A 16,374-nucleotide genomic window follows, 5' to 3' on the forward strand; every position below is an offset into this window, starting at 1 on the left:
CGATCTTGCTTTAGGCCGTTTCCTATAACTTCAATCGTTTTCTTCCAGAAATGGACCGCAATGAACGGCTTAGCATCTGTTGAACACGGCTCCGCGCCACCGTCGAGCGCCTGGGTGCGCTTCCTGCGCACCTATGGGCCGACACCGAACAACTTGACGATGTTCGACGAATATGTGGCCGGGGCCGTCGGCCGGGCGAAAGTGCAGCCTATCGCGCTTAGCACGCCGATGCTCGACCCGATGAAGGCCCATGTTGCCTCTGAAAAGCCTGGCTCGATGCTCATCGCGGGCACCGCCGGCGACGGGAAGACCTACCATTGCCGTGCGCTGTGGACAGCCATGGGTGGCGATCCACGCGCTTGGGCCGCAAAGGGGAACATCAAGGAGCATCGATTGGCCGACGGCCGTTTGGCCGTGTTCATCAAGGACCTCAGCGAATTCAACGGCGAGGAGAGCGATGCCCCGTTGGCCCGCCTTGAAAAGTCTGTGCTTGGTGGCGACGACACCGAAATCGTGATCTTGGCAGCCAACCACGGCCAAGTGCTCGACAGGCTTCGCGACCTGGGGCGCCGCCAGGGACGCAACCATCCCTTGCGCAAGCCGCTGCAGGAGTTTTTCTTGCAGGCAGGCCAAGAACCCGAGCGTCTCGCCGTGTTCGACCTCAGCCGCAGCGTTGGACGAATGGCTCTGGAGGAAGTGGTCGCGGCCGTCGCCACGCACGCTGAATGGAACAACTGCGCCAGGTGTTCATTGAAGTCAGACGGCAAGGTTTGCCCAATCTATGAAAACCGCGAGCGCCTGCTTGGAGTGGGTGATGGCGCGCAACTGGCTCGTCGTTTGGGCGATTTGGTCGAAATCGCCAGGCTCAACGGGCAGCATTTGCCCGTTCGAGACTTGCTCGCGCTATGCGCAAACATGATTTTGGGCCATCGCGATGCCAAAGACGGCTTGATGTCCTGCGGCGAAGTTGCTGGGATTCAGGAGCAAGGGGCGGTGGATCGCGCAAGCGTCTATGGCAATGCGTTCGGCGCCAACCTGCCCAAACGTAGACTGGCCGATCGTCCGGTGTTTAAGGCGATGTCCGCCTTTGGCGTGGGCGATGAGACCACCAATGGAGCCGACGGTCTATTGGTCTATGGCAAGGATGACGTGAAGCTCGCGCCCGCCTTCGCACGTTTGATTGGCAGCGATCCGGTCTACGGCGCCACGCCGAGGCTGCTTAGCGCCCAGGACAAGTATCTTGAGGGAGAAGAGGCCGCCCGCATTGACGGTGGAGCAGCCGCCTTCATGGACATGCTGCAGGAACAGCGTCGCCGGCTCTTCTTTACGTTGCCGCTAGGCGAGGATGGCTATCCCTTCTGGTCGATGACGGTGTTTCGCTTTGCCGGCGAATATTTAGAGATGCGCGCGGCTTTGATGGAGAAGAAGGCTGTCGCCGAGGCCGCGCGCGGCCGACTCGTTCGTGGCCTCAACCGCGTGATGACTGGCCTGCTGATTGATAACGTGGATCGCATTTTCGTTGCCAGCTCGGGTGGCTTCACCCAATCGCGCGTCAGCGTTCTGTGCGACACCGAGGCGCCATCGCGGCGCGTCAACGGGGTTGGAATGGCCATCAAGATCGACCCAAAGACTGTCCGTCCCTTGTTGGACGTGTCTCTTGCCCAAGGCGCTGGAAATTCCGTGGCCTTCGACCTCACGCCAGTGCGTTTTGAGTTTCTCTCTCGCGTCGCAGAAGGCGCGTTGCCAGGCAGCTTTTCCAACGAGTGCTTGGGCGACATGCTGGCATTCAAAGCCAAGCTGCTGCGCAAGGCCGAGCTCATTAGGGGCAGGAGCGAGGAAGACGACGAAGAGGAGGCGGGCGCCGATGGCAGCTCGCTGACGCTCAACTTTATCGACATTGAACAAGGCGGCCACGGATTCTCTCGGCCCATCACCGTGAGGATTTCCGAATGAGGCAGCGCATTGACATTGAACGGGTCGATTTCGCCGTCGATGAGCACATTTGGGGGCATCGCCTCTATGACGAGCAGTTGCCGCATTTGACGGTGCTGGAATTTCTGGGGGTGCTGGGGGCAAATCTGGACAGCCCATTGGTCGGCGCGTCCAGCGACAAGGTGCGATACCGCCCGCAGCATCAAATTCGGCTTCGCGGCCTGCTGTTCAACAACCCGTTCGTCGAGGCCGTCCGTGAGCGGTCCATCACCGATGACGAGAAGTGGCGCGAATGGAGCGCCCTGTTTGCCCAAGATGCGACCAAACTCGGCGACGAGGACATGGGATATCTGCGCAAGGCGTTTTCCAGCTTTGACGATTTCGCCAAGGCGATTGAGCTGTTGCGCTCGTCGGCGTTCGAGGCGCGCAGCAACAAGCGTTGGAGTTCCAAGTTCGTGTTCCCGTTCGGGCCCGACGCGATGTTCGAGGACTTGCGCATCGACTCGGGTGGGGCGAGCAACGACCGCCGATTTTTCGCCCGCACTGGCGAGCTGCTCTATTTGATGCTCAGCCGGGCTGCCCGCGGGCCAGAGCTTGGCGCGCAACTCTCGCAGCGCCTCTTCAACCGGGCGGCGCCGATGAACCGACTTGTGAGGGCATTGCAGGGCGAGCCTCAGTCGGCCTCGAATTCGCGCGACGTGGGCTATCTGCCGCATGATTCAAATCCGCGCTTCGATCAGCTTTGCGAGGATTGGTTGGCGATCATGGCAAAGGACATGCCAATCTACGACGCATTGGAGCATCTGATTGCATCGGCGGGTCTGAACCTGTTGCTGTATTTCCTCGAACAGGCCAAGGCGCATGCCGGTGACGCCGAACCTGTGGAGTTTTTCTGCGAGATCGTCTCGAAGGAGCGAACGAAGGTTCGGGCGCTCTCGGGCGACAGCTACCAGCTCAACCAAGGCTTGTCGCTCAAGGCAGTCAGGGCTTCGATCGAGCAAGCTCGGCTCTTGCCAGAATGGGAGGTTGCGGCCAAGTCGGACTACCCAGACGCTGAACACGCCAACGTCATGCGTGAGCTGTTCCAGTGGCCATCCAAAGATTCAGACGACGAGGCCGACTACACGCGCATGTCTGGCGACAAGTTGATTGAGACTCTGGTCGACATGGCGCTTTCGCGTCACGAGCAACACGTCGGAAAAATTCATGCGTCCTGGTCGCGGGCAATCGGACTTAGCTCCCGTCGCCTCGCCAGGCGCACGCGCTACGCTCCCAACGACAGGCTCATCAAGACGCTGGTGGTGACCATCGTCGATGACCGCATGCAGTTTGACGAGTTCCTGGCCGAGGCAAAGAGGCGCTATGGGATCGTCATTGGCGACGCCGAAGGCTCGCGTCTTGTCGCCGATAAGAAGATTGACCAAGAGGTGCTCAGCGAGAACCGCGCCAATCTCGAAGCGCGGCTGGTCGGGCTCGGGCTGGTGCGCCGGCTCTCCGACTCATGTTCGTTTGTAGAAAACCCATTTGGATTCAAGGGAGAAGAAAATTGCTGACCGATCGGATCATTGGGCGCGTCGGCGCTGACATCCTGGCGAAGCGCGTCAACGACGCTCGGCAGGCCGACGGTTCGGCGCAAGACTCGGCGGCGTTGTTCCGTCTCGACAAACTGTCTGCTTCGCAAGTCGCGTCCGTCGCGCGCGCGGTCCTGGCCAACCATGACCTTGCTGCCCGTGTCGATCTCATGATCCCCGAGGCCCTGGTCGAGGGGCAAGGATTGCCACCCGAGGCGCTGATTCAACACAACGCGGGCTTCGTGCGCAACAACGCCGAGACGAACAAGGAAGCAATCCTCACCGCAAATGGCAACGAGCACAACCTGGCCGACACGCTTGGGCACGTTACCGCCTTGGGCGCAAAAGAGCTGCGGGCCAACGAAGAGGCTTGGGTCGAGGCCACATGCCACGTCGCCGGCATGGCGCCTGTTCCAGAAGATCGCCACGTGTTCCGCTCGGCCCTAAAAGGCCTGATTGCTGCCAACGACTTGTCGCTCGTGCAGCTCGGCGATTTTTGCGCCCACGTCACCGAGGCAATGTCGGCGACTCGTGGCCTGCCGATTCGTGACGCCATTGGCTGGTCGCTGCCCAAGGTTGGCTTGCCAAGGGATACGTCGTTTTTCTCTAGCGCGCGGACCTATGGAACCGCATGCAATCCGTGGAAGAAGGCTTTTGAAAAGCTCTTCGCGCATCGGGCGCCATTGCTGTTGAGGTTGCGACCCAATGGCCAGCCGCTGGACCCAGACGAGATGCGCCAGAGATTGGTGGACAACGCTGCTGACATCACCGATACCGCGCGCGTCGCGTTGGATGCGTTCATCAATGCTCCAATGGGCGACAACCAGCCAGCCGCCGACGTGGCCGAGCTCGAATGGGAGACTGACGGTGTTTGCCAAATTTTTGACAAGCCCAAGGAAAAGCTCCAAGGCTTGGCAGAGCACACGCTGAAGTTCTTCGAACATGACTGTGACGACGCCGAGGCTCTCGACGAGAAGTGGAAGCGTCACCTTGAAGATCTCAAGGCTCGCGAAAGGCGATCCGAGTGGAACGACGATGACAAGGTCTTTTTCGAGTTGCACAGGCGCCATATCGAAGCGTCCAAACAGCTTCATGCGCGCTGGGAGAAGGCGATCTTCGGCAAAGCCATCGAATGCACCGATTTTCTGGATGGCTTCGCGGGCGTGACTCACCATCTGCTGGCCGGCGCTGGCGACATGGCTGGCGAGCGCCTTCTGAGGTTCACCGTCAACAAGGGGCGCAAGGAATGGCGCGAGCGCTTCAATTACGACGTGGGCACCTACTTCTCTGCGATGTATCGAGGCCTGCGGGAGTTGATGGGGTCGAGGGTGGACTGGAAAGTTGAGCGCATGGGCGCCGGCAATCTGCCAGATCCTCTATTCGACTATGAGAAGTTCTTTGCCAAAGAAAAGGAGCTTCGCGGCTCGACGCTCAAACAAGTCTCGTCCTTGGCACGAAATGCGGTTCAGATCAAATTCGACGTGGCGCTCGTGCAGCGTGTAGGCGACCGTGAGACCGTCGTCGATAAGACACAGCTCGTTTGGAGCTACCGCCCCGAGTCCATCGGACTAGCAATGGTGTCCGACATGCGCCGCCTGCTGGAAAAGGGCGGGGTGGGTTGCACAGAGGTTCCGCGCCGACTGGTCAGCAAGAAAGGCGGCGTGCAAAGCGTCTCATTGCTCGACACGGGCACGCTTGAAGCCACGTTCTCGCGAGACGCTGGCTCCTTGGTTCCACCCGCAAACAAGCTGCGCAGCCTGCGTGCCGAGATCAAGGACCGCATTAAGGAACTCGCTACTGAGGGGCGGTTGACCAAGGAGCAGCGCGACGAGCTGCGCGCGGCGTGGGACGTCTTCGAGGTCGACTACATCCTGGCCATGAAGGACTTCGTCGATACTGGCCTGCAAGGCGAAGCGGTAATGCGACAAGCCGAATCGTTTGCGGCGCTACTAAGTGCGTTGATGGTTCACGCCAGAGGCGACATGTGCCGCGCAAAGCTAGTGGCCGAAGTGCTCTCGATTGGCACGGCCCGCGTATCCGGTGAGCAGCCGTCGCTCATCATTCCGCCGTGGCACCCGGAGCGCATGAAGGCGCTTGCGGTGAAGACGCGTCGCGTGGCAGGCCTTGCGACCCATTTGCTGACCAGCGACAGTGTGTTGTTTGGGCACCGAGACATCTTCTTCCGAGAATTTTCCGAGGAGCTCGCGCACCCATTTTATCCTGAGATTGCTGTCCTGCAGCGTGGCAGCGAGCCGCTGCTTGTCTCGGAAAGCAGCACGATCAACGGATACAGTCTATTTGAGAGGCCGGTTCGAGGCGAGGAGGATTCCATGACCGATGTCGATCCGACGGCCGCCGCCAAGCAGGCCCGCGAGCTTTTGGAACGCTACATTGGCCTGCAGCCGCACGAGGCGGCGAATCTCAGCGTGTTGCTCTACAACGCAGACGCGGCAGAGCTTCCATTGGCCACCGTGCGCGAGCTCGCCGGCCTACAAACGGAGGACGAATTCCAATGCAATGTATCCGTTCGGCACAGCGATCCGGCCAAGCTCCGCCGGATTTATGCGGAGTTGGTCAACAAGGCGGGTGACGATCCCGACATGCCCGTGGTCAGCGAGACATCGGACAATTTCATTTCCAAACTGCGCATCGCGGTCACGCCGGCCTCGGCGACACCAGGCCAAGGCGAAGGTGGATTCAAACCCTTTGATGTCGCGTTTCTGCATGACGTGGTGTCGCGCACGGCCGTCGAGGAATGGTTGCCGGTGGATTGGACCAATGATCGACCCAGTTTGGAGCACGCCCCGTCGCGGTGGTCGTATCGCAGTGTCTCTGGCGAGAACGAGCTCAAGTCCACCACATTCCTGACTTGTCCGTGGCAGACCGCCTCGGGATGGGCATACGTCGCCGCTGTTGCCGCTGTCCATCGCCAGACCGATGCGCCTGTGGGAGCCAGATATTTGCCCGCGCGCCGCATCTCCTTGCAGCACGAGGCACTGGCTTCAATCATGAACGACGCCCACGCGTTGGCCGAGTGGGTCGCCACTTATGACGAGCTGCTCGACAAGCGGCAGTTGCAGCACAATGGAATCACGGTCGTGCGATACCGCAGGGCGTCCACCAACGGGCGCAACATGATTGTGAGTTCGACTTCCGAGCTGCGCCTGCTGGGTGTGTTGATTCGTCGGCGGCTCGGTGAGCTGAGCCTGCCGCTTGGCGGCGAGGAACTCGACGCCATGGCTGCGCGCATGAAGAAGGATGCCCTGTCAGTCTCCGGAGATATTGTCCTGCGCGCCGCCAAACGCGGCGTATCTGCTGGCGAAATGCTCGGGCTTGTCCTCAGCCGCCATTTGGTCGCCGAGGAATTCGCCGCCCAAGCCAATGTCGGCCGATCGTTCAGCGTGTTCTTCTTGCTCGACGACTATGCTGATTGGCTGGCGCAACGCGAAAGCCGAATCGCTGACATTTTGGCTCTTTGTGTCGAAGAAGTCGATGATAGGATTCGGCTGCGCATCTCTGTGGTCGAGTCCAAATATGTTTCCGCTGACGGTGCCGCCGAGGCGCGGCGTTCGTCCAAAGCGCAACTCATGGCGACGTTGACCACATTTCGCGCCGCATTGTTTGGCGATCCCGGCCGCCTGGACCGCGACGTGTGGCTCTCGCGCCTAGCCGACTTGCTGATTGATGCGGAGATTCCGCCTGGCCGATCCGGATTGCTGGAGCGGGCGCGGGCGAAGCTTCGCGAAGGCGAAGTTGACATCGCGCTGCGCGGCTATTCGCACGTCTTCATCCATTCCGGTGAGGCTGGCCAGTCTCAAAGCGCATCTGCGCAGGTTGAAATCGACGATACCGATGGCGTGCAAGCTTGGCAGGAGGTTTTTGACCGGCCGGAGCTCCGCAAGTTGGTGGAGGCCTACGCGGCCGGCGCCGGCGCGACCGATGCTCGGGCTTTGTTGGGCCCCGCAGAGCCTTGGAAATCAGTTGTGTTTAATCGCCCCGCCGCGCGTGTCGCTTGGCACGCGATGATGGAGCAGCTTGGCCAGCACTCCGAACAAGGGCAAGAAGCTGCTGTCACTGTTGAGTCTGCCCAACCGGCGCCGGCAGACTCGCCGGAAGCCGCTCCCGTGGATGTCACACCTACCCCCACAACCATTCAGGCCGAGGCTGCCGTGGCTCCGGCGCCGATAGTGGCGGCCGTCGGGAAGCACTTGTCGGCCTTGATTGAATCCAAACAGGCGGGCTTGGCCGTCGCGGACGATGAACGCGAGGAGTGGGCGCAGGAGACTACTAAGAAACTCAAAACGGCCTTGAATAGCTATGGTCTCCAGGCCGCCGTATTGGGAACGCGCATGACGCCCAATGGCTGCTTGGTGCGCCTGGCCGGCTCAGACCGTCTCAGAATCGAGGACATCGAGGCAAAGCGCACCCAACTGCTGACGACCCACGCCATCAATTTGGTTACCGTGCAACCAAAGCCTGGCGAGATCGTAGTAACTATCGCGGGCATCAAAAGGCAGGCAGTGTCGCTGTGGGACTTGTGGGCAAAGCGTGAGCTCAATCGCAATGTCGCGGGCATCAACACCTCCTTCGTTCTTGGCCTGCAGGAGATCAACGGCTCTTTGCTCTATCTAAATCTTGGTGGCGAGTTCGGAGGCCTGTCCTCGCATGAGCCACATTCGCTGGTGGCTGGGGCAACGGGAAGTGGCAAGTCGGTGCTGATCCAGGCAATTCTTCTCGACATCGCCGCGACCAATCCCAAAGAGCTGGCCCAGATCGTCCTCATTGATCCAAAGATGGGCGTGGACTACGCCGCATTGGAGGATTTGCCGCATATGCGCGAGGCCATCGTGACGACCAAGGAGCGCTCGACCGAAGTATTGGAGGCGCTCGTTGAAGAGATGGAGAACCGATATAGGGCATTTGCCCAAGCGCGCGCGCGGGACCTAGCCACTTTCAACGCCAAGGCGGCTCCCGATGCGCGCTTGCCCATGGTGTTCCTGATCCATGATGAATTCGCAGATTGGATGCTCGACGACGCCTACAAGGGGGCGGTTGGCGCTGCCGTGCAACGGCTGGGCGTAAAGGCGCGAGCCGCAGGCATTCACCTGGTCTTCGCGGCGCAGCGGCCCGACAAGGATGTGATGCCCATGCAGTTGCGCGAGAACTTGGGCAACCGCCTGATTCTCAAAGTCGCCAGCGAAGCCACATCTAAGATTGCGCTTGACCGGCCCGGGGCGGAATTGTTGCTGGGCCGCGGCCACATGGCTGCCAAGCTCAATGGCGAACAAGGTCTGGTTTTCGCGCAAGCCCCATTCTTGTCGGATGACGATATTGCATTGGCGGTTCAAGCGATAGTGTCCGACAACGTTGGGAACTTGGAGACGAAATGAGCAAAAAATGGCGCGCCTCCACGCATGCGATTTCGGATATTCGCGATTGGAATAGGCAAGGAATTTTGATTCTGCAACCCGACTACCAGCGCAAGGAGGTCTGGGGCGAGGCTGCGAAAGTGATGCTGATTGACAGTATTCTCAATGGCATTCCGATGCCAAAAATATTTGTCTCGTCAACAATCAAGGACCAGAAGACGGTTAGGACAGTCATCGACGGACAGCAGCGCACTACAACGATCCTTGCTTTTCTGGCAGATGGCTTCCCATTGGCAGCCCCATATTCTGGTGAGTTCGTTGGTAAGCGTTTTTCGCAGCTTCCCCAGCACATTCAAGAGGAGGTCTTGTCCTATGACATCGACTTCAATGAGGCCAAGGGTTTGTCGGATGAAGAACTGCGAGAGGTCTACTCTCGAGTCAACAAATACTTGGTGGCCCTCAACAGACAAGAGCTTCGCAGGGCTGATTACCCAGGAGATTTTTTGAATGTGGCCGACGACTTGGCCAATCTTGAATTTTTCGACGACTGTGGGATTTTCAATGCAACTGCTCGGCGCCGGTCGCTGGACGTCGAGTATGTGTCGGAGCTGCTGGCTGGTCTCCTAATGGGCATCACAGATCGCAAGGACGCAATTGATACATGCTGCAAGGAGTATCGGCAATGGGAGCACGAGGCAAAGCGATCCGTCTTTACTCAATTCACTGACATCGTGGGTGACATTGAAAAAATATTCAGCATTGGCGCTCCGATAAATAAGACTCGCTGGAAGCAAAAGGCTGACTTCTATTCCCTGTTTTTTGCGATTCGATCCTTGCGTGTTGAAGGGTTGTCATTGCCAGACGATGTGGCGCAACTGCGAGGCGACCTATCCCTCTTGAACAGTGGAATTGCTCCAACATCGGACATTCCAATTTTCAGTAAATATGCTGTGTACTGTGTTTCTCAGGCGAACTCGGCATCTAGTCGAAATTGGAGAACCCATTTTTTGAAAGCGGTATTGCGCGGAACCTATGCAGGGTCGATTGACGATGTCGACCAGCGGCAGGTCATCATGGAAATCGCTTCCGATATTCGATTCGCAGTTGCCAATGATTGGAGTGGTGACGGGTGCCCGCCGGTGAAGGAGTTCGTATGTCCTGCGTGTGGTCTTCGGGATGAGTCTGCCGACCTGGTGCCATCAGTTCTATTCTGGGAAAAGGGAACTCGCGCTTTTCAAGTAACCAATGCCAAGTGGGCACATGCAGGCTGCCTTGAAAACCTGGAAATCTCCGGAGTGATCATGGGCGCGGACTTTGTCGATGCGTATGATGAAGAAAGTCAGGAATAGTGATGTCTGTAGCAACTACTCCTGAAAAGACAATCATCCTTATTCGCGGACAAACGTTCTACTCTATACCGCATACGCTGAGCGCCTCCGATGGGCGAACCTTTCTTGTGGGCGACCATATCAATTCTGGCGGGAATGCGGTGGTTCACATCTGCTACGAGCGATCGACGGGCGATAGCTACGCGGTCAAGTTTCAGGTCGAATTGAGGCAACGCAGACGTGAACGGTTTGAAAGGGAAATAGAGCTGTTGAGGGAACTGGACGATCCTCACATCATTCCATTTGTGGCGAGTGGAAACGTTCGCGGAACAAAAATGATGAAGTCGCCCAAGCGCGGTCGACAATTGACGAATCGTGTGGATGATGTCCCGTTTTTGGTGTTGACGCTTGCCTCAGCGAGTCTGGCCGAGTATGCGCGCAGTCCCAATCAAATTTCGAATGCGATTTATTTGGGGCATTTCATAGGGCTGGCCCGCGCTCTGGAAAAAATCAACTGCAAGGCGCTACACCGAGACATCAAGCCGGAGAACATCCTCGTGGTCGGCGAAACTTGGGCAATCAGTGATTTTGGACTATGCGACTTGATCGTTGAGGGTTTTGACCTATCTGCGGATGACGAGAGGATCGGTCCCGCATTTTGGATGTCGCCAGAAGCCTTGAACAAACAGCTCGGCTGTGGGGATTTGATAGGCCAAGAGTCGGATGTGTTCCAGTTGGCCAGTGTGTTCTGGTATGTGGCCTGTGGCCGTCATCCGACGGGTATCGTTCGGCGAGATGATTGGAAGGGACCAGAACATCTTTATCCAGTCATGGAGAAGGCTTTGCTTCACACAAAAGGACAGCGCTTCGCAAGCAGCGAAGCGTTTAAAGATGCATTGATCGCAGCCATCGGTCGGTCCGATGAAAGCCCAACGACCACCATGTAAATTGCATCCGCAGTGTATGAGCTCGTTCGCTTTTAAATTTTTATCCTGACCGTTCACCGTCTATTTATGGCAGACAACACACGAACCATTGCCTTCGTCTACGCCATAAAGATCATCGATGTCGTCAAGAAGCTCGACGGGCCTAAGAGGATTGATGGGGCGACGCTTCAATTCGCGAGCTTTTCGATCTTCGAAATCTGTCAGAATTTGAATGACACGTTTGGGCTGCTCCAACTCGGTAAGAGACTCGCCCTGCGTCCAGGTAAAGGGGGATCCATGCTCCAAAGCGTTCTTCTCGTATGTTTTAGCTTCTTCAAAAGCATCAGGATGCCTTTCCTTAAGCCTAACCCACTCGATCTTTTGCTGGAAGAAGCAGAAAGTGCAGCCGCTTCGCGAGCGCCAGTCGTAATACTCAGGGATCCCAACGCCAGAGGAGAGCAGGATGTCCATTACGCCAGGCTTGTCGATGCCATCCTCGCGAAACGGGAGTCGGACCTTAAGGTTCTTGTGCTTTGACGTGTAGCCCTCCCGGTAGTCCTCATCGGCCCGAATCGCCACGTAGCTCGTCACGGTATCTCCAGCCGCGAGCATTGGGCGAATCCATTGCTCGAATGGCGCAAGTTTGAGTTGGCGCGTGCACCACCTAGTCTGAGCTGAGGGGAGAAAATGATTGTATTCGCGCAGCCAAAAATCAAAGTCCCGGCGGGGGTTCAATCGAGCTATGGGCTTTCCAAGAAAACCTTCTAGCCGGCCAAGGAATTCATATACCTCGGGAAGCTCCTTCCCGGTATCAGTGAAGAAATATTCTATATCCAATTCGGGGTGGGTTTGGCGGACATACACCGCAAGCGCGGCACTGTCCTTTCCACCGGAAATGCCAAGGACGTGTTTCTCAGCCATTGCAGTTCTCCATCGATGCATCGTCGGATGTCAAACGAAGGCCGGTTCGGGCCAAGACTGCCCAGACAGCGTCAACATTCAATCCCGCGCCTTTCAGCTTTGCGACAATCTCGTCCGCCATGTCGTCGACTACAGCGCTGTGCCGCTCCGATACTGAGAATTCGCGCGATATGGTCCGGGTCTCCGCGCCAGTTCCCACAACAACTGCGAAAGCTTCACTCTTCGGTTTGCGGCCCTTGACGGAAACAAACGCCTCGCTTTGGCGGAAACGCAAAGCCACGCGGGAAATTTCGAGCATGGCAGCGTCGACATCGCGGTCAGTCCAATCTCGCGTTGGCTTGTTGACTGCGAGGCTTAGAATGCCTTCCACGCTTTCCTTGGTGCCGTCATGCTTGGCCAGACGGCCCGAGAAGGCTTCCTGCCGAAGATCGCCAGTGACACCGGCAACGGCCTCGGCGCGACTTCTAAGACCTTCAAGTTCGTTCGGCGTCGCATCAAGCGCGCTGAGCATGGTCAATTCGACCTTGCGCAGAAGCGCGTCATAAGCGCCGGCTAGCTCAATCACTGGCGCGCGCAGAGCTTCAACATAGGATGCCCCATTTTCTGTTTCAAGAATGGCGGCCAAATCGACAAACAAAACCTTGTGAGGATCGCTGGCCTTGAGCAGCGTGTCGCGGATTGCTCTGGCCTTGTCGCTAATGCGGTGGGTTCTTTGGCTCCAAGCAGGCAAGTTGAAAACCATGGCGACCAGCCCACGCGCGGCTCCCAACGGATCGCGAATTGCTGATGCAATGCCGGCCTCTTCAAGAATGCTGGAAATGCCATCCAGGATGCGGGCCTTCTCGTCGTCGATGACAACCCAGCGGAGAGAAAAACGGCGCTCATCCTGCAAGTATTCGTCTATGTCGGCGTCAGTCAACTTTGGAATGAAGGCGCCATCTTTGTAGACCGCCACATTTCCCTTGTGAGCCAGCAAGAAGGCGGTGAGGAACACCGGAATGGCGCCCTCACGCACGCCGAACGGAGGCGCCGACCAAAGCTTGTGGATTAGAGTCGCGTCGACTCGCTTGCCACCGCTCTCAAACATGCGTTGAGTCGCCGTCCAGATATCCGCGAACTTTGACGATGTCTCTCCCGATGGCGGCAGGAAGGACCACGAGCCATCACCAGTCTCGCGGTGGAGGCCTGTGCTTTTGAGCAAAGTTTCGTAGAGGCCGCGCTCGGCCGGAAATCCGACTATTCCCAAATTCTCATCGTGCTCATTGTCCAGCATGCGGTGGAGAAGGTCTCGCCTAGCCTTGACGCTATTGCTGGACAGGTTGTCTCGATTGACGAGCTCGCTCCAAAGCTCTGGCGCGCTATCGTAAAGATTGTCTGCGAGGATGGACGCCACGGGCGAAAGGCGAACGCCGGAATAGGTCTCATCGTCCACAACCCACTCGGCGATGCCGACGGCTGCCCGCAGCTGCTCTTCAAGATTGGCGCGCACAGCGGACAGTCTCGCTTGAACTTCGCGTCGCGCCACGGGATCTCCGCTCAGCTCGTGCCTCGACTGGACTTCTTGCAACGCGAGCAGCTCCGCGCCAAGAGAGTCAATCTTCGCGTGATTGGATGGCACTCCAACCGCCACGGGCCACGGCCTCAGCATGGAGGCCTCTTGGCAGGCGCGCGAGGCGGCCTTGGGATCGATGTTTTTTCCGGGCAGGGCAAGCAGGAACAGTCCGAATTCCCCCTTCTGAGGCGCAAAGCTCTCGGAAATTCGGGGCGCCTCATCTAGCCGGCAAAGGCGCATGTTCATCCACCGCATCGTGCCGGTCTCGTGATAGTGCCGCTTCGCGATGACTGGATAGAGATTGGATAAACTGGTGAGGAGGGAGAAGTCCACTCCGGGCATTGCCGCGCGCGCTTGGCTGACGGCGGCGTCGATGTCAAAGTCGCTGCCTTCGAATACCGACCACGCGCCGATATGCCGCTTGAACAAAATCACACGCCAGTCCGACAGTTGTTTGAGTGCAGCTTCGATCGTCTCCTTGGTTTCGAGATAAAACAAGGAATCGAAAACCTCAGCTTCCGCGACCAGGCTAGATCCATTTCTGAATAGGTCGATGATGGCGATATTCTTGATGAGCGCGACATGCAGCGGGTCGCTGGACTTGGCTTCCGTGCGCTCGACTGCCTCGACAGCTTGGGCCCAACGATGCCCGTCACCGGACGCTAGTATGGCCGGCTCCAGGTTGGAGCGCAGGTAATCCCAATAATTGTCTGGCCGATACCAGCTCGCGTGGGACACCGGCGTTGTTTCGAGGTAGGAGCGAAAACCATTGGGCTCGACGGAAGCGAGAAATCCAAATGTGCTGCGCTCGTTTTGGCCGAATTGGCGTTTGGAAATTGGCCCAAGCAATGCCGCCATGGCCGGGTGCAGCGGCCAGCAGGCCACCAAGCTATGGGCGAAGTCTTTGCCGACGGCGGGCCTACGCGCGCGTATGGATGTGGCTATCGCCTCGGACGCTTCAGACATCCAGGGAGGGGAGGTTTCAGTGTCGATCGCGCGTCCAACGAGCTCGACGACCTCATCGCTTGCTGCAACCAATGGGATGTCGGAATATCGGCCCTGAACCTTGGTCCAATCTTCGCGTGTGTCGATGCCCAGCCGGGTCGCATATTGACCAAACGACTGATGCAGAATGCCCACGACGACGACTTTGCCAGCAGTTCTGGCGGCTGACTCGGCAAGTTCTTGGAAAAAATAAACGTCGTCCCCCAATCCCATGGCGGCCGCTTCGAGAAACTTCCCCATTTCGTCGATGACGATAAATACGCCGTCATGCTCACCGCGCGACGCCTCGTCGCAAATGTTCGCGATGAGTTTCGATGCGGCGATTGCTGGCGACCTTTTCTGCTCCTTGCGTTGGTCCGAGGTCTTGTTGAGGGCTTTGCTCAATTCGGCGACTACGCTGCCGCGCGTGCCGACAACAGGAAGCGTAAGCCAGCCTTTTCGCACCGGGAATGCATTGTCAAAAGCGGTGAGGCTGTCCAGCGGCAAGATGCCGCGGGCCTTGGCGCGAAGCTTTCTATCGCGCGAGAGCGCGCTAGCGAGCGCCACGGCCAACGAAGACTTTCCGCCGCCAAAAGGGCCGGTCCATGTGAACGCCCGCTGATTGCTTTCAAGGAGCTGCTTCGACATGCTGTCGAGGACCGCCATCGCCGTTCCATGGCAGATATATCCCTCAAGCGCGTCGGTTCGGCCCAAATCAATGTCGATGCGTATCGATCGCTGATACTGCCGCGAGATTCGGACGATGTCCGACAACATATTTTCTTTTGCGTCAGTCATAGGCTTTGGCGATCATGCTCATTTTGAATTCATCGGTCACTGTCTTCTTGCGGTGAACTTGCCTCAACCCCGCCGTGTCCGTCCACGACAGCGCGTTGTTGGTCAAGTCGCCGAGGGCGAGCAGGCGCTGGGCAACCGAGTCTTCATCAAGTTTGAAAACTCGGCCGGGAGAGCCCTCGCCATAGGCAATCGCTTCGAATGCGAGCGAGCTCAGCCCCTTGGCAGAGTTGTCCCAGAAATCAAGAAGGGCGAATGCGAAGATCCCATCGTCGAGCGTCGCTTTTGGACCTCTTCGAAACGCAAAATGGCTTTTGTGCTCCTCGCTGATCAAGCCAAGTTCGCCGAGCATTGGCTCCGCAAAATCTTCTGGCGTTCCCGCTCCGGAGCGAGGCGCGTAGCTTCGCAAGCACGTGTCGATGTCGCGCGACAGGGTGGAGGTGGACAACTTGCGCTTGGGGTCGAGCGTGCGGGCAAAGTCCGCGAGGGGAGCTTCAAGATCATCCCTTGTAAATGACGGAGCCGTCACATGGTTGAAGAGCCAATACCATGTGGTTGCCCGATTCCCCTTGCCTGCCAACCACCAATGCACATACCATGCCGTCGATGGGTTTTCCGAGTAGGGGTCCAAACCGCCGTCGCGGAAAATTTCGTTCGCGATCGGGGAAATCGAATATTCGCTAGGCGAGGTGTCGCGGAGAACATCGCACGCTAAAGCCCAATGCCGGATGGAGGCCACCATGTTTTTCCCAACGCCAAATTCCGCGATGGCGTTTTCCGCCGTGAAGGTGGATTTTGGAACTGTTCCGGCCTGCACCGACTGATCAAAAGCCTTCTTCAACCACATCTGACGAAGTGGGAAGGTCTCGTGTCCGGAAAAGTGAGCTGTGTATCCTTCTGGCAATATTTTAGCATTCATCACGACATTTTACCTCCTACTGGAGGATCTCACCAGTGGCCAAAGCTCTGAACAAAGCGAGGTTCGTTGTTCAAGGC

The 16,374-nt window shown here is 57.9% G+C and carries 8 protein-coding genes; 5 read left to right on the forward strand and 3 right to left on the reverse strand.

Going from position 1 to position 16,374, the window contains the following annotated elements; all coding sequences use genetic code 11:
* Nucleotides 1-60: 60 nt before the first annotated feature.
* Genes DUPY_RS18045 through DUPY_RS18065 form a run of 5 tightly spaced genes read left to right on the forward strand, consistent with a single transcriptional unit; the run spans nucleotide 61 to nucleotide 11,147 of the window.
* Complete coding sequence (locus DUPY_RS18045) at nucleotides 61-1,953, forward strand: hypothetical protein (RefSeq protein ID WP_070249779.1); 1,893 nt, start codon at nucleotides 61-63, stop codon at nucleotides 1,951-1,953.
* Complete coding sequence (locus DUPY_RS18050; protein ID WP_070249780.1) at nucleotides 1,950-3,485, forward strand: hypothetical protein; 1,536 nt, start codon at nucleotides 1,950-1,952, stop codon at nucleotides 3,483-3,485. The genes DUPY_RS18045 and DUPY_RS18050 overlap by 4 nt, the downstream gene beginning before the upstream one ends.
* Nucleotides 3,479-8,893 carry an FtsK/SpoIIIE domain-containing protein gene (locus DUPY_RS18055; RefSeq protein ID WP_070249781.1) on the forward strand — a complete coding sequence of 1,805 codons (5,415 nt, stop codon included), beginning with the start codon at nucleotides 3,479-3,481 and terminating at the stop codon, nucleotides 8,891-8,893. Before DUPY_RS18050 ends, DUPY_RS18055 begins: the two co-directional genes overlap by 7 nt.
* On the forward strand, nucleotides 8,890-10,221 hold the full coding sequence (locus tag DUPY_RS18060; RefSeq protein WP_070249782.1) for a DUF262 domain-containing protein: 1,332 nt from the start codon (nucleotides 8,890-8,892) through the stop codon (nucleotides 10,219-10,221). The genes DUPY_RS18055 and DUPY_RS18060 overlap by 4 nt, the downstream gene beginning before the upstream one ends.
* A gap of 2 nt (nucleotides 10,222-10,223) precedes the next feature.
* Nucleotides 10,224-11,147 carry a protein kinase domain-containing protein gene (locus DUPY_RS18065; protein WP_070249783.1) on the forward strand — a complete coding sequence of 308 codons (924 nt, stop codon included), beginning with the start codon at nucleotides 10,224-10,226 and terminating at the stop codon, nucleotides 11,145-11,147.
* Between the two features lie 60 nt (nucleotides 11,148-11,207).
* Here the strand turns inward: DUPY_RS18065 and DUPY_RS18070 are convergent, their stop codons facing one another.
* The 3 genes from DUPY_RS18070 to DUPY_RS18080 are packed head-to-tail and all read right to left on the reverse strand — an operon-like array spanning nucleotide 11,208 to nucleotide 16,297.
* Nucleotides 11,208-12,047 (reverse strand): phosphoadenosine phosphosulfate reductase family protein, encoded by an 840-nt coding sequence (locus tag DUPY_RS18070; protein ID WP_070249784.1) that lies wholly within the window; start codon nucleotides 12,045-12,047, stop codon nucleotides 11,208-11,210.
* Nucleotides 12,040-15,381, reverse strand: coding sequence for an ATP-binding protein (locus DUPY_RS18075; protein WP_070249785.1), 3,342 nt, complete (start codon nucleotides 15,379-15,381; stop codon nucleotides 12,040-12,042). Before DUPY_RS18075 ends, DUPY_RS18070 begins: the two co-directional genes overlap by 8 nt.
* Nucleotides 15,374-16,297, reverse strand: a complete 924-nt coding sequence (locus DUPY_RS18080) for a DUF4007 family protein (RefSeq protein ID WP_071651668.1) — start codon at nucleotides 16,295-16,297, stop codon at nucleotides 15,374-15,376. The genes DUPY_RS18075 and DUPY_RS18080 overlap by 8 nt, the downstream gene beginning before the upstream one ends.
* Nucleotides 16,298-16,374: the final 77 nt, after the last annotated feature.

Source organism: Duganella phyllosphaerae (assembly GCF_001758785.1).
GTDB classification, from domain to species: Bacteria; Pseudomonadota; Gammaproteobacteria; order Burkholderiales; family Burkholderiaceae_D; genus Rugamonas; species Rugamonas phyllosphaerae.

What these genes read in the sequence shown, in the direction of transcription:
- DUPY_RS18065 (WP_070249783.1), top strand. Translation starts at nt 10,224, where the DNA reads ATGTCTGTAGCAACTACTCCTGAAAAGACAATCATCCTTATTCGCGGA.
- DUPY_RS18080 (WP_071651668.1), bottom strand. Translation starts at nt 16,297, where the DNA reads ATGAATGCTAAAATATTGCCAGAAGGATACACAGCTCACTTTTCCGGA.
- DUPY_RS18075 (WP_070249785.1), bottom strand. Translation starts at nt 15,381, where the DNA reads ATGACTGACGCAAAAGAAAATATGTTGTCGGACATCGTCCGAATCTCG.
- DUPY_RS18070 (WP_070249784.1), bottom strand. Translation starts at nt 12,047, where the DNA reads ATGGCTGAGAAACACGTCCTTGGCATTTCCGGTGGAAAGGACAGTGCC.
- DUPY_RS18050 (WP_070249780.1), top strand. Translation starts at nt 1,950, where the DNA reads ATGAGGCAGCGCATTGACATTGAACGGGTCGATTTCGCCGTCGATGAG.
- DUPY_RS18045 (WP_070249779.1), top strand. Translation starts at nt 61, where the DNA reads ATGAACGGCTTAGCATCTGTTGAACACGGCTCCGCGCCACCGTCGAGC.
- DUPY_RS18060 (WP_070249782.1), top strand. Translation starts at nt 8,890, where the DNA reads ATGAGCAAAAAATGGCGCGCCTCCACGCATGCGATTTCGGATATTCGC.